The 13,054-nt window shown below is 62.5% G+C and carries 14 protein-coding genes; 5 read left to right on the top strand and 9 right to left on the bottom strand.

Features of this window, described 5'->3' with window-relative positions:
* Positions 1-175: 175 nt before the first annotated feature.
* The 3 genes from CTATCC11996_RS25220 to CTATCC11996_RS20595 all read right to left on the bottom strand — a co-directional run bounded on the left by CTATCC11996_RS25220 (position 176) and on the right by CTATCC11996_RS20595 (position 3,079).
* The gene (locus tag CTATCC11996_RS25220) at positions 176-319 is read right to left on the bottom strand and encodes a DUF3149 domain-containing protein (protein ID WP_003056033.1); all 144 of its coding nucleotides are present in this window, start codon (positions 317-319) and stop codon (positions 176-178) included.
* Positions 320-535: 216 nt separating this feature from the next.
* Positions 536-1,963: a M20 family metallopeptidase gene (locus CTATCC11996_RS20600; protein WP_003079967.1), complete on the bottom strand. Its 1,428-nt coding sequence runs from the start codon at positions 1,961-1,963 to the stop codon at positions 536-538.
* Positions 1,964-2,053: 90 nt separating this feature from the next.
* Positions 2,054-3,079, bottom strand: coding sequence for a tripartite tricarboxylate transporter substrate binding protein BugE (locus tag CTATCC11996_RS20595; RefSeq protein WP_034349832.1), 1,026 nt, complete (start codon positions 3,077-3,079; stop codon positions 2,054-2,056).
* A gap of 695 nt (positions 3,080-3,774) precedes the next feature.
* Between CTATCC11996_RS20595 and CTATCC11996_RS20590 the strand changes: the two genes are divergently transcribed.
* The 4 genes from CTATCC11996_RS20590 to CTATCC11996_RS20575 all read left to right on the top strand — a co-directional run bounded on the left by CTATCC11996_RS20590 (position 3,775) and on the right by CTATCC11996_RS20575 (position 7,415).
* Positions 3,775-4,677 carry a glutamate ABC transporter substrate-binding protein gene (locus tag CTATCC11996_RS20590; RefSeq protein ID WP_003079964.1) on the top strand — a complete coding sequence of 301 codons (903 nt, stop codon included), beginning with the start codon at positions 3,775-3,777 and terminating at the stop codon, positions 4,675-4,677.
* Between the two features lie 3 nt (positions 4,678-4,680).
* A complete protein-coding gene (locus CTATCC11996_RS20585) occupies positions 4,681-5,343 on the top strand; it encodes an amino acid ABC transporter permease (protein ID WP_034349767.1) in 663 nt (220 codons plus the stop codon).
* The gene (locus tag CTATCC11996_RS20580) at positions 5,340-6,140 is read left to right on the top strand and encodes an amino acid ABC transporter permease (RefSeq protein WP_003079959.1); all 801 of its coding nucleotides are present in this window, start codon (positions 5,340-5,342) and stop codon (positions 6,138-6,140) included. Before CTATCC11996_RS20585 ends, CTATCC11996_RS20580 begins: the two co-directional genes overlap by 4 nt.
* Positions 6,141-6,407: 267 nt before the next feature.
* Positions 6,408-7,415 carry a LysR family transcriptional regulator gene (locus CTATCC11996_RS20575; protein WP_042437864.1) on the top strand — a complete coding sequence of 336 codons (1,008 nt, stop codon included), beginning with the start codon at positions 6,408-6,410 and terminating at the stop codon, positions 7,413-7,415.
* A gap of 118 nt (positions 7,416-7,533) precedes the next feature.
* Here CTATCC11996_RS20575 and cobF read toward each other — a convergent pair whose 3' ends face one another.
* From cobF to cbiT, 4 genes are read right to left on the bottom strand one after another with little or no spacing between them, the layout of a single operon-like run.
* Positions 7,534-8,292, bottom strand: coding sequence for a precorrin-6A synthase (deacetylating) (gene cobF / locus CTATCC11996_RS20570; protein ID WP_003079954.1), 759 nt, complete (start codon positions 8,290-8,292; stop codon positions 7,534-7,536).
* Positions 8,292-9,086, bottom strand: coding sequence for a precorrin-4 C(11)-methyltransferase (cobM, locus tag CTATCC11996_RS20565; protein WP_003079952.1), 795 nt, complete (start codon positions 9,084-9,086; stop codon positions 8,292-8,294). Before cobM ends, cobF begins: the two co-directional genes overlap by 1 nt.
* Complete coding sequence (locus tag CTATCC11996_RS20560; protein WP_003079950.1) at positions 9,083-9,526, bottom strand: cobalamin biosynthesis protein; 444 nt, start codon at positions 9,524-9,526, stop codon at positions 9,083-9,085. The genes cobM and CTATCC11996_RS20560 overlap by 4 nt, the downstream gene beginning before the upstream one ends.
* On the bottom strand, positions 9,523-10,719 hold the full coding sequence (cbiT, locus tag CTATCC11996_RS20555) for a precorrin-6Y C5,15-methyltransferase (decarboxylating) subunit CbiT (protein WP_003079948.1): 1,197 nt from the start codon (positions 10,717-10,719) through the stop codon (positions 9,523-9,525). The genes CTATCC11996_RS20560 and cbiT overlap by 4 nt, the downstream gene beginning before the upstream one ends.
* Here cbiT and CTATCC11996_RS20550 point away from each other — a divergent pair.
* On the top strand, positions 10,712-11,458 hold the full coding sequence (locus CTATCC11996_RS20550; protein WP_080569916.1) for a cobalt-precorrin-6A reductase: 747 nt from the start codon (positions 10,712-10,714) through the stop codon (positions 11,456-11,458). The two genes, cbiT and CTATCC11996_RS20550, sit on opposite strands and share 8 nt — an antisense overlap.
* Before the next feature lie 31 nt (positions 11,459-11,489).
* Here the strand turns inward: CTATCC11996_RS20550 and cobJ are convergent, their stop codons facing one another.
* On the bottom strand, positions 11,490-12,278 hold the full coding sequence (cobJ, locus tag CTATCC11996_RS20545; RefSeq protein ID WP_034349827.1) for a precorrin-3B C(17)-methyltransferase: 789 nt from the start codon (positions 12,276-12,278) through the stop codon (positions 11,490-11,492).
* 25 nt (positions 12,279-12,303) lie between these two features.
* Positions 12,304-13,044 carry a precorrin-2 C(20)-methyltransferase gene (cobI, locus tag CTATCC11996_RS20540; RefSeq protein WP_003079943.1) on the bottom strand — a complete coding sequence of 247 codons (741 nt, stop codon included), beginning with the start codon at positions 13,042-13,044 and terminating at the stop codon, positions 12,304-12,306.
* Positions 13,045-13,054 lie beyond the last annotated feature (10 nt).

The following is a 13,054-nucleotide window of genomic DNA, read 5'->3' as shown; positions in this document are numbered from 1 at the left end:
CCTGGCAAGAAAAAAAGCCCCTGCAAGAGGGGCTGAGAGAGCTTGCACTGACTCCTTCGTCCTGGATATATAAATTGCCGGGGAGTAGCGAACTCATCGGCTTTTTGCGTTCAATCCAAGTTGTCCCGCCAGCAACTCAAGGCAGTACCTATGCAGCATGCAGCGAAGCTCGGGACTATTCCAGCGGGGTGTTTGCAACGTTTTTCATCTTGCCCAGGAAGAGGCGGGTGAAGAATGCGGCCATGACGATGATCAGCACAATCACGGCAAGGCTCATCAGCCCGTAGTCGGTGGAAAAGAGATCGATCATCAGCTTCATGGTTCCTCCCTGTTGAGTCTCCGCAGTCTTGCGGGCATGTCTTACTATGGCTGCTTGGCCGGGCCGGGGGCTTGTGTTGCATCAAGCTTTGGCAGCCGTCGCGTTGAGGCAGAGCAAGCTGGTGTACAGGGGGAAGATCAATCCTGTCAGACGCTTTCAGGAAATCTGGCTGCGAAGTGCTGTGATCGTTTTCAGGGTGAGGGGCTCACTTCTCTCTTATTTGCGCAGAAAAGGCAAGGCTACCTCCGCGGGAATGGGGCAGACATAGGGCTTGCCTTCACGGCGCTGTAGCAACTCCTCCTTGGCGCGCTCCAGCAGTTCGGGCTGGGCGAACAGCTCCACGGCGGTGGCCGTGAGAATCTTTGCGGCGTGCACCATGCCGATGTGGGCCAGGCCGGACTGGCCTTGCGACACCATCTGCCAGGAGTGCAGCGGCGTGCCGAAGGCATAGCAGGCCACCCAGGCTTGAGCCGTGGGCGTAATCCAGCTCACATCGGCCACGTCGGTGGAGCCGAACATGATGTCTTTGGCGTTCGGGTCGTAGGGCGTCAGACCTTCAAAAATGGCTGGCACCTTGCCACGCAACACGCTCGCCAAAGGGCGGCTGACGGCATCAACATCGTTTTTGTCCAGCGTGGCCTGGAACTGGCCGGCAACAGCATGCGCCTGTGCATCGGCTTGCAACTGTCCCAGTGCCTGCATCTGCGCATGCATCACGCTGTTCAGCGTGCTGTTTTGCAGCAGATTGGAGCAGGCCTTGTCGAAGATGATTTCGAGCTTGCAGTCTGTCATCAGCGCGGCGCCACGCGCCACGTTCTGAACACGCTCATAGAGTTCGGCGGCTTCGTGGTTGCGTGCTGCCCGTACCAGATACAGCACTTCGGCGCGCGCTTGCACGACATTGGGCGACAGACCACCGCTATCGGTGACAGCGTAATGCACACGAGCGTCCGAGGGCATGTGTTCGCGCAGATAGTTCACCCCTACGTTCATCAGCTCCACTGCATCCAAGGCGCTGCGGCCCAGGTGGGGAGAGTGCGCAGCATGCGATGCCTTGCCGTGGAAGACAAACTTCGCCTGGATATTGGCCAGCGTGCTCTGGCTGAACAGACCGGTGTAGCTGGCTGGGTGCCAGGTCAGTGCTGCATCCACATCATCGAACACGCCGGCACGGGCCATGAAGGTCTTGCCGGAGCCGCCTTCCTCGGCCGGACAGCCGTAGTAGCGCACACGCCCATTCGTTCCGGTGCTTTTCAGGTGCTGCTGCAGAGCAATAGCGGCAAAGTGCGCCGAAGTGCCCAGCAGATGATGGCCGCATCCGTGGCCGGCCAGGCCGGGGCTTTCGGTGGACGGGGTGCACACCAGTGCACCGCTTTGCTGGTTCAGGCCTGATAGGGCGTCGTATTCACCCAACAAGGCAATGACCGGGCCGGTATCGCCCCATTCGGCCATGAAGGCGGTGGGGATGCCTGCCACATCGCGTGTGATGCGGAATCCAGCCTGCTGCAGCGCATCGATGTGGAGCTGGACCGAAGCATTCTCGGCATAGCGCAGCTCGGCCAGAGACCAGATCTGGTCGGCCAGCGCCGTCATGCGTGGTGTCTCACGTTGAAAGAAATTCTGCAGGGCGCTCATCGCTTGCATGGCAAAAGGGTCCTTGAGCTGTGGTGAAGAAGATGGGGCATGAGGAGGAAATTGGCCGACTGCAGCGAGCGCCGGCTGCAGGGCAGGCTCTTATTCGGGCTTGACGCCGGCCTTGTCGAGCAGGGCCTTGTTGCGCTTGAGTTCGGCGGCGATCTGGGCCGGGAACTGGGAGGGCGCCGTCTCGGTCGCCGTAGCGCCCAGATTCTTCAGATGCTTTTGCACCTCGGGCAGGTGGACGGCTTTGACAGCCGCATCCTGCAACTGCTTCACGATGGGGGCCGGTGTGTTGCTGGGGACGACCAGACCGAACCAGCTGATGCCCAGTTCGTTGAGTTCGTCGTAGCCCAGCTCCTTGAAGGTCGGTACATTGGGTAGGTCGGGCGAGCGGCCATGTGAGGCGACCACAACAGGCAGCAGCTTGCCACCCTTGATCTGCGGCATTGCCGAGGGCAGCTGGTCGGTCATGATCTGGACCATGCCGGCAAGGGCGTCATTGAGTGCAGGGCCGTTACCGCGATAGGGCACGATCTGAATCTGGGTCTTCATGGTTTCGTTGAACGAGGCAACCATCAGATGTCCCAGCGTTCCCATTCCCGGTACTCCGGCGCTGTAGGTACCGGGCTGTGCCTTGATCTTGGCGAGGAAGTCGTTGAAGTTGTTCACGCCCATCTTGGGGTGGGCCATATAGACCGAAGGCATGGTCACCAGATTGGCCACCGGCAGCAGCTTGCCCTCAATCTTGCTGGCGCGTTTGTAGAGCAGGGGGTTGATGGTGGCCGTGCTCACGGTAGCCATGCCAATGCTGTAGCCGTCCGGAGCTGCCTGGGCGATGGCCTCGCTGCCGATCAGCCCTCCAGCGCCGCCCTTGTTGTCCACGATCACCGGTTGCCCCAGCGTGGTGCGCATGCCTTCGGCAATCACGCGTGCCACGATGTCGGTGGAGCCGCCGGCGGCAAAAGGTACGATGAGCTTGACAGGTTTGCTTGGATAGACCTCAGCGGCCAGTGCCTGCGGCGCGGCCAGGGTCCACAAGGAGCTGGCAATCGCCAGAGAGAGCAGGCCGACGCGGCGAGTGAGGCCATTTGTGCAGCCGCGAGTGCGTGAAGAGATGGACATGGAGGGCTCCTGAAAGATATCGGCCAATCCATGCCTACACCATCAGTGCTGTTCACGAATTTCTGCCGTCATGGGAATGAAATATAGAAATTTCGGAGCCTTGGCAGTACATGTTATTTGCGGTTAGCTATAAGCTTTGCCGATACCTTGGGTGCGCCTCTCTCTATGGAGTCTGATATTGACTGGTGAAAACCCTTATATTGCTAGCAATCATTGAGATCATTGATCACGTTTGCCATGGACAGTGCCTGGGACAGAGGTGCCGCTCAATATCGCTGGATCTATTTACGGGTCTTGTGTATTGGTTCACGCTCGGCGACAGCGGAGGTTTCGACTTCTCAAGCTGATGACTCGAAAGCTGCCGTCGAGGTTCTCTCAGCAGGTTGCCTTGGCGGTGTGATCGAGCGGCAGCAATATTGCCTTGTCTGCGGCCGGCGCTGCTTGGCCGGCTTGGGCACGAGCAATCGCATCGAGCTTGAGTTCAACTGTTCGCTAGTTGCCACAGCCGGACGCCGGGCGGGGCAGACTCTCGAATGATTGCTAGGCAAGGCCTGGGACTGTTGGCGGCGTCGTGCCGTGTTGGGGCACAAGGGCTGTATTGTGTGCACAATGGTGGCTCCGCTCGGACGAGCGGCTCGCGCATTCCAAATGCTGCTTTATATTGATTCGCGTCGCAGACCATCCAAGAAGACCGCATGTCGATCAAATCCATTCTGAAATCCACCGTGGTGGCACTGACGATCGTGACCGGTGGGTCGCTTTTCGCACAGGGCACTCCCATCAATGCAGCGGCCTATGACGCTCTGGTTGCGCAGGGGCCTGTGGCCGATGCGACGACCATCGCATCGAGCACCTGGGCCAGCAAGATCAAACAGGCTGGCATGCTGCGCCTCGGCAGCACGCAAACATCGAATCTTTTCTCGCTGCTCAATGAGAAAGACGGCAAGATCCGCGGCTTTGACCTGGGGCTGGCCCAGCTCATCACTCGCTACATTCTGGGCGACGCCGCCAAGTACCAGTTCACGCAGGTGACCTCGTCCACGCGTGAGCAGGTGCTTATCAATAATCAGGTGGACATGGTCTTCGCCACCTACTCCATCACTCCTGCTCGCGCCGAGAAGATCTCGTTTGCCGGCCCTTACTACACATCGCAGTCCGGCGTGCTGGTCAAGTCGAACAACAAGACGGTTCAGTCTTACAGCGACCTGGGCGGCAAGAAGGTGGCCACGCAAGCGGGCTCCACGGGGCCTGCGATATTGGCCCAGTATGCTCCCAAGGCTGTCGTGCAAGAGTTTCAGACACATCAGGAAGCCCTCGATGCACTGCGTCAGGGGCGCGTCGATGCCTACGTGACCGATTACACGCTGCTGCTCAACGCCCTGAGCCTTGGCACCAGCAACGCGCGGCTGGCGGGTGCGCCATTCGGCGCGCAGGACCCCTATGGAGTTGGACTGCCCAAGGGCTCGGACGGCGTAGCATTCATCAATGCCTTCCTGAAGAAGCTGGAGGCTGACGGTACCTGGGCCAAACTTTGGACTATCTCCATAGGGCAGCGTACCGGTAGCACGACTGTTCCGACGCCGCCCGCTCTGCCTTGAACGATGGGTGAGGTTTCCAGGCTCCTGGCCGACTATGGGCCTGCCTTCTGGCAGGCCCTCTTGCTGACATGGAAGCTTACGTTGGTGTCCTTTGTGCCCGGGGTTATGCTGGGCACGGTCGTCGCGGTGCTTAGGCTTATGCCATTGCCGCCGCTGCGCTTGGCACTGACCGTCTACGTCGAGATCTTCCGCAATATACCCAGCGTAGCGCTGCTGATCTTCATCGTTTTCGCGCTACCCGATCTCAACATCGTGATTGACTATGAGCCCAGCGTGATCCTGACGCTGACGCTGGTCTGCTCCGCATTCACGGCGGACTACCTGCGCTCGGGTATCAATACCATTCCCGGTAGCCAGATTGAGGCTGCGCTCAGCCTGGGCATGCGGCCGCTGCAGATTGTGTCTGCCGTGGTCCTGCCGCAGGCGCTGCGTTCGGTGGTGCAGCCGATGACTTCGCTGCTGATTGCATTGATGTTGTCGACTTCTCTGGCGTCGCAGTTGCCGTTCCCAGGCCGGGAGCTCACGGCGCTCGTATCCAAGATCGCCAACGACTCGGCGCTCGGCATTGCCGCGTTCGCAGTGGCTGCCACCATGTATGTGTTGACAGGCCTGCTCATCGCCTGGGCCGGCGCGGCTCTGGAAAAGAAAGTGCGGATACTGCGATGAGCCGTTCTCTGGAGGACATTCTGTTTGCTGCGCCAGGCCCCCAGGCCCGGGCCGTCACCAACGCGGTGAGCGTGATCGCCGCAGCCGTGCTGCTTTTGCTGGCGGTGGCAATTGTGTTCCGCTTCCATTCGGCAGGGCAGTTCGATGCCCCGTACTGGGAATTCTTTGCCTGGCCGACGACCTGGAGCTTTCTTGCCAAAGGACTGCTCGGCACGCTGGCATCGTCGGCGATGGCCGCCGTCATTGCTCTGGCCCTCGGGCTGGTGCTGCTGCTGGGGCGGCTGTCGCGGCTGAGGTTGATGCGTTGGCCCAGCATTGCTGTCATCGAGTTCCTGCGCGGCACGCCGACGCTGCTGCTCATCTATGTTTGCTTTCTGGTGCTGCCATCGGTCGGGATCAAGCTGAGCACCTATTGGATGCTGACCTTGCCCATAGGTCTGAGTACCGCAGCCGTGGTTGCCGAGGTATATCGTGCGGGCGTGCTCGCCGTTCCGCGCGGCCAGACCGATGCCGCGCGAAGCCTGGGGTTGACCGAAGTCCAGGTCTTTTTCTCCGTTGTCTTTCCTCAGGCCGTTCGCTACATTGTTCCGGCACTGGTTGCGCAACTGGTCATCGTGGTCAAGGACACCACCTTCGGCTATGTCGTCACCTATGGTGAACTCATGCAGAACGCCAAGGTGCTGATAGCGAACTACCACTCGCTGGTGCCGGTGTACCTGGTCGTGGCAGCGCTTTACTGCCTTGTGAACTATGCGATTTCAAAGGCGAGCCAGCGACTAGGTAGGCCCATGCATTGATCGCTTTCGGGAGGTTCGCGGGCGGCTGCTACGGCGCTCTGTTATCAGCAGACGGGGCAATTGCCACGACAATGCGGTGTCGCAGCGTTTCCTCCGACAGCTCAAGCGGGAGTGAGTGCATAGTCAGATGCGTGCACATTACCCGAATCACGGTCACTTCGATGCTCGATGCGAGCGGTCCGCTCTTGAACACCGGCTATGTTCGGTGCCGGCGTTGGCGAGAGGCTGCAACGAACTTTGTGGAAGCGATCGACACCCGTTGAAATCATGGCTGCTGACTCTTCTTTTTCCCAGATACAGGCCGGAGCAGGGGCTGCAAGCCCTGAGGGCCGCTTGCTCTTTTCCCGTATGGTCAAGCAGGTGCGGCTGCGTCAGTTGCAGCTTTTGCTGGCTTTGCAGCAATGCGGCTCGGTCATGCAGGCGGCAGTGGAGCTGAACATGAGCCAGTCAGCGGCTACCCAGGCCCTGGCCGAGCTTGAGCGGGTACTGGACATCAAGCTCTTCGAGCGCCATGCACGCGGCATGCGGCCCACTGTAGCAGGCCAGGCATTGATCGATGCGGCACGCGGCATGCTGGTGGGATTGCAGGAAGTGTCCGAATCGCTGGCCTCCATCCGTCGCGGGGCTTCGGCAGCGCTACGCCTCGGGGCCATTCCGGCAGCTGCGCTTTCGGTGCTGTCCCAGCTGCTGCCGCGCTTTTACGAGGCACATCCGCAGGTCTATGTGGATGTGCATGAGGACGCCAGCGCCCCTTTGCTGTCGCAGCTCATGGCTTCCGGTCTTGATGTGGTGTTCTGTCGCCAGCCCCAGCTTTTGCCGGTGGAGTTTTCCTTCGAGCCGCTGCTGCTGGATGCGGCCGTGGTGATTGCGGATGCTGATCATCCTCTCGTCGGGCGGTGCGATGTGCCGCTGCCTGCCTTGAGGGGCGCGCGCTGGGTGCTGCCGAGCTTTGGCATCGCGGTGCGCAATATCGTGGAGACCGAGGTGCTGCCCGTGCTGGAGGATGCCTCCTGGTTTCCGGCCTCCACCGTGTCCCTGCCCGTGCTGGAGGGCCTGCTCACCCAGCCTGGGGCCGTATCGCTGGTGCCCCGCAGCATCCTGCCGGGACTGCGTTCCCAGGGGCGTGTGCGTGCGCTGGATGTGCGTTTAGAGGGCGGTTTGCCGCCGCTGGGCGCGGTGTATCGCACAGATCATGCGCCAGCGCTGCTGCAGGAGATGCTCAAGCTCTGGCATCGGCTCGAGCTGCCTCATGCAGCAGTACTGGCGTCCGCATAGGCTGGCACCGGCAAGCAGGCTGAACGTCCCGGCCCATCGAGTCCTTGCAGACATGAAGCGCTTCACGCGCTGATCAGGTGTGACGGTCAGGCGACGGATGCGCCTTGGCAAGCCAGGGTCAGGTGGCAGCGACCCTGCGCAGCAGATAGATGTCCATGATCCAGCCATTTTGCTCACGGGCCTGGGTGCGCCTGCTGGTGATGTCTGACGCGATATCGCAAAGCCTGCCGTGCATGAGCAATTGCTGGGGCATGCCGAGATAGGCGCCCCAGTAGATGTCGACATCGGTGTCTTGCAACTGCTCATAGCTGCGTTGACCATCCAGCATCACGACCAGGGTGTTCACCCCGGATGGCCAGCCGTTTTCGCGCAACTGGCGACCGGTGGTGATCAGAAAGGGTTCACCAATTTCATTGAGAGCGATGCCGTGGGCACTGCACAGCACCTGCATGGAGGTGATGCCGGGCACGACGCGCACCTGTTCGCGGGCCAGGCCCAGACGCGACGCAATGCGCAGCGTGCTGTCGTAGAGGGCCGGATCGCCCCAGACGAGCAGGGCCACGCGTCCCGAACGAGCAGGCAGATGGTGCTGAAGACTGGCTTGCCAGCACCGGGCAATGGCATCGTGCCATTCATCCACCTGCTGGTCGTAGTCCGATCCCTCCTGGCGGCGTTGGGGCATGTCAAAGTGAGCAATTCGGCTCTCTTCCACGGCCAGGCTTTGCAGCAGCGACAGACGGACCTGGGCCAGTTCGGACTTGCTGTCTTCCTTGTGCGGCAGCAGAACCAGGTCGGCGCTGCGAATCGCTTTTTCGGCTTCCCGGGTGAGGTGATCGGGGTTGCCGGTGCCGATTCCGATCAGAAACAGCTCCAGCATCAGGCGCCTTCGGTTCCGCGAGGGAAGCGCGGTTCGTCGCCGCGCGGACGGTAGCGGCGATCGTAGTCATTGGCATAGAGTCGGCTGTTGCCGAAGTCCTGCTGGCTCAGCGTGGCACCGACCAGAATCAGCGCGCTGCGCTGCAGCGGATTGGACTGGGCTGCGCTGGCAATATCTCCGACACGGATGCGCAGCAGCTGCTCATCGGGCCATGAGGCACGCCAGACAATGGCTGCAGGGCAGTCTGCGCCGTAATGACTGGTGAGTTCCTGCTGCACCTGCTCGGCCACATGGACCGACAGGTGAATGGCCAGCACGGCGCCGGTCGCCGCGAAGGCGGCCAGGGTCTCGCCCTCGGGCATGCTCGAGGCCCGGCCCGAGGTGCGTGTCAGCACCACCGACTGGCAGGAGCCGGGCAGAGTCAGCTCGGCTTCCAGCGCAGCGGCTGCGGCACTGAAAGAGGGGACGCCGGGTGTGACGGTGTAGGGGATGTCCAGTTCGCGCAGGGCGCGCAGCTGCTCTCCCATGGCAGACCAGATGCTCAGATCACCGGAGTGAAGGCGGGCGACATCCTGCCCTTGCTCATGTGCGGCCCGGATTTCGGCCACGATGTCTTCCAGCGACATGGGGGCGGTGTTGACGAGACGGGCACCTGCAGGGCAGTGCGCCAGCAGCTCGCTGGGTACCAGCGAGCCTGCGTACAGGCACACAGGCGAGGCGGCCAGCAGATCACGCCCGCGAACGGTGATGAGGTCGGCCGCACCGGGGCCGGCTCCGATGAAATGAACGGTCAAGGAAAAACTCCAGGGATCAATGAGGTGGGCAGCGGCAGGCCGGCAATCGCCAGCGTGGCCCGTCGGTCTGCCGAAACGGTGCGCAGCACCAACAGCCGGCTTGAGGCATTGGCAGCGCTGGCATGCAGGGCCAGGGCTTCCGCGACGCTGCCGGTGGCAAAGCGCTGTTGCAATCTTGGGGAATGCGATGGCGTGGCGATATGCGCAATCGCGCTGTCGGCAAAGCTTTCCCAGTCTATCTGCGCAAGCCTCTGGCGGGCCCAGTCCTGCAGGGCGCCAGCCGCCAGCGTTTGGCTTTTGCTGGAGAGCAGGGCGAAGGTCCAGCGGCAGCCGGCCGTGTCTGCGCTCGCCAGGGCCTGGGTGGCCTGGCTCCAGCAGCTTTCGAATGATTGAGGCAAGGCGCCGGCTTGAAAGCCCCAGCCTGCGAACAAATATCTCATCGGCTGCTCCAGACCCACTGAACCAGAGGGCGAGACGGGGTCCAGGAATGCATGCTGCCCAGGCTCTGAGCTTCGCTCCATTGCAACTGATACAGCTGGCCGCCATGCGTGCGGTGCAGCTCCAGCAGCAGCGCCTGGGTGTGCAGCGCCACGGCATTCACCACCAGCCGCCAGGGCCCGGGAAGGCGCATGCAGAGGGCGTTGAACAGCTCGGCGCTAAAGCCTCCGCCGACAAAGACGGCCTGAGGCTCTGGCTGCAGACGAGGCAGGGCTGTCAGGGCGTGGTCATGAACCACTTCGATCGCTGCCGCATAGTGCTCAGCATTCTGCGCAATATTGGTTGCACGCGCGGCATGCTGCTCCACGCAGATAGCCTGGCCGCCAGCCAGGCACCACTCGACGGCGACCGAGCCCGAACCTGCCCCCAGATCCCAGAGCCACTCGCCTTTTCGCGGTGCCAGCGCGGCCAGCGTCATGGCGCGCACCGGGCTTTTGGTGATCTGCCCGTCATGTGCAAACTCACTGACGGGCCGGCCTGGCACCTGGGACAGACCTTTTCCGCCGCGCGCTTCGAAAGCAGCAGTCACGGGGGCCTTGGCCGGCTGGGCTGCCAGCAGCGCGGCCAGCTCGCGCACCGTGCCACTGCGGATGGCCCGCTGATCGCTGCCTGCCTGCTCCACCAGCCACAGCGGGCTGTCGCCCCAGCCTTGCTGCAGCAGCCATTGCGCCAGGGTGTGAGCGGCCGGGCCGTCACGCAGCAGGCAGATGAAGCGCTCGTGAGGCGCCAGCAGAGGCGTCAGGCTGCTCAGGCTGCGGGCATGCAGGCCCAGACAATGGGTGCGCTCCTGGGACCAGCCCAGCTCGCCTGCAACCCAGGAAAATGTCGAGGCTTGAGGGTAATTGCGCCACTCGCCCAGTTCCAGGTGCCTGGCCAGCGATGCCCCGGCACCGAAGTGAAACGGATCGCCGGACACCAGCACGGCCACGCCATGCTGTCCACGCAGTTGCAGCACGGGCTCGACGCTGAAGGGGACGGGCCAGGCCCTGCCGCGCGTCCCTGCTTGCGCCAGCGCCAGATGGCGCGGACTGCCGAATACAACACTGGCATCATCCAGGGCTCGTCGCGCTGCGGGGCTCAGGCCTTCCAGCCCTGACGGATGAATTCCGATAATTGAAAGCCACGGATTGGCCATGACCCAAGTTCTCCTGTTAGGCGGCACTTTCGATGCCTATATGTTGTCCACGCTGCTGCACGAGGCCGGGGTGCAAGCCATCTATTCCTATGCCGGGGCCACCCAGACGCGCCGTACTCCGGCCCTGCCTGTGCGTGTGGGTGGCTTTGGTGGCGTGCAGGGGTTGGTCGATTATTTGCGTACTCAGCGCATCACCCATGTGATTGACGCCACCCACCCCTTCGCGGCACAGATGAGTGCCAATGCCATCGCGGCCTGCGCCCAACTGGATCTGCCCTTGCTGTCCATGGAGCGGCCAGCCTGGCAGGCGCAGCCCGGCGATCAATGGCGGCATGTGCCGGATATGGCGGCTGCCGCCAAGATCCTGAGCCCCATGCTCAAGCGGGTGTTTCTGGCCATAGGGCGCAAGCAGCTGGCGGCGTTTGCGGGCCTGGCTGGCGAGCACCAGTTTGTGCTGCGCGTCATCGACCAGGAGGGCGGTGCCTTGCCGTTGCCGGCTTCCTGCTATGAGCTGATCGTGGCGCGCGGTCCGTTTCGGCTCGCCGATGAGCTCGCGCTGCTCAGGCAGTACCGCGTCGACTGCATCGTCAGCAAGAACGCCGGTGGCGCAGATACCTATGCCAAGATCGAGGCTGCGCGGCAACTGGGCATTCCAGTCATCATGGTCGACAGGCCGGTGCTGGACCCTCGTACCCAGTGCCAAAGCCCGCAGCAGGCCATGGAGTGGCTGCGCTGCTGAGCACTTTTGCCTCGCAAGGCCTTGCGGGCGTTCAGGCATGGTCGCTCACGACAGAAGGGGCGCTGCTGCAGGCTTCATAGCTGCGCGGGGTGTAGACATGCTTGCCCACCTGGCGAGTCTGGCTGTTGCCCACGATCACCACAGTGCGCATATCGGCCATATCGGCCCGTGCATCCAGCAGCCGCACGACCTGCAGCGTCTCATCGGGGCGGCTGACGTTGCGGGCAAAGCAGATCAGGCGCTCGGGCTCGCACTCCTGCTGCAGCACCTGCAGGGCGCGCGAGAAGCCTTCGGGGCGCGAGCGCGAGCAGGGGTTGTAGAAGGCCATGGCGAAATCGGCCTGGGCGGCCAGACGGATGCGGCGCTCGATGATGCTGGCGGGTTTGAGGTTGTCGGACAGGTTGATGGTGCAGAAGTCATGTCCCAAGGGGGCGCCCAGGCGGGCTGCTGCTGCCAGCATGGCGGTGATACCTGGCTGCACCTGCACATCCACGCTCTGCCAGTGGGCATGCTCCTCGGGGCTGGCCTGCTCCAGCGTCTCGAACACGGCACTGGCCATGGCGAACACGCCGGGGTCGCCTGACGAGAGCATCAGCACCTTGCGGCCCTGGGCTGCAAGATTCAAGGCGTCGCGTGCGCGATCGAGTTCCTCGCGGTTGTCGCTGGCATGCAGTTGCAGGTGCTCCAGGCCCTGCAGCCGCGCCACATAGGGAAAGTAGCCGAATGCATCGCTGGCGCTGGCAATGCTGTCGCGTACCTGCTGCGTCAGCAAGGCATCATCGCCCGGGCCGAGTCCGAGCACCAGGAGTTGTGGAGGCATTGAGGTCTTGCTCATGGCGGCGCGATCACATGTCATTGGCTGGGCGGCGGCCCTGGCCGTGCACGACGATGATGGCGAAGTAAGGGCAGCGCTCGGGCGCATCGCGCAGCGGCATGACCTGCTGATCGCTCATGGTGCCGTTGATGACCAGCCAGGCACGGTCCAGCTTGCCTTGCTCGTCCAGCAGCGCACGGATGCGGCCCAGATGGCGTCCCACCTTCATGATGACCAGCGCGTCCGAGCGCGCCATATGCTCGCGCAGCGGCGTATCGGGCAGGGTCGCGGGCAGCACGCTCATCACATCGTCACCCCAGGTCATGGGAATGCCGGTGGCATGCCAGCAGCCCACCATGCCGGGTATGCCGGGCAGCACTTCCACGGTCACCTGTTCCGCTTGGCGCAGACGCACATAGAGGTGCATGAAGGAGCCGTAGAAGAACGGATCGCCTTCGCAGAGCACGATCACATCCTCGCTGCGCGTGAGCTGCGTCAGCCGGGCCTGCCAGTCCTGATAGAAACTGGACAGCTGGGCGATGTAGCGCGGGTCGTCGTGCGGAATTTCCGTGGTCAGCGGGTACTCCATCGGGTACTCCGTGACCTCGGCATGCAGCAGGCCGTTGACCAGTTGCCGTGCCTTGCCTGGGTGACCGCGCTTGCGGAAGTAGGCCACATGACGGGCATTTCTCAGCAGGCGGTCGGCCTTCACGCTCATCATGTCGGGATCGCCGGGACCCAGTCCCACGCAGAAGATTTTTCCGTGATTCATGGTGACTCTT

The sequence above is a fragment of the Comamonas testosteroni ATCC 11996 genome, from assembly GCF_000241525.1.
Classification (GTDB): Bacteria; Pseudomonadota; Gammaproteobacteria; order Burkholderiales; family Burkholderiaceae_C; genus Comamonas; species Comamonas testosteroni.
This window is presented reverse-complemented; position numbering and strand designations above follow the sequence as displayed.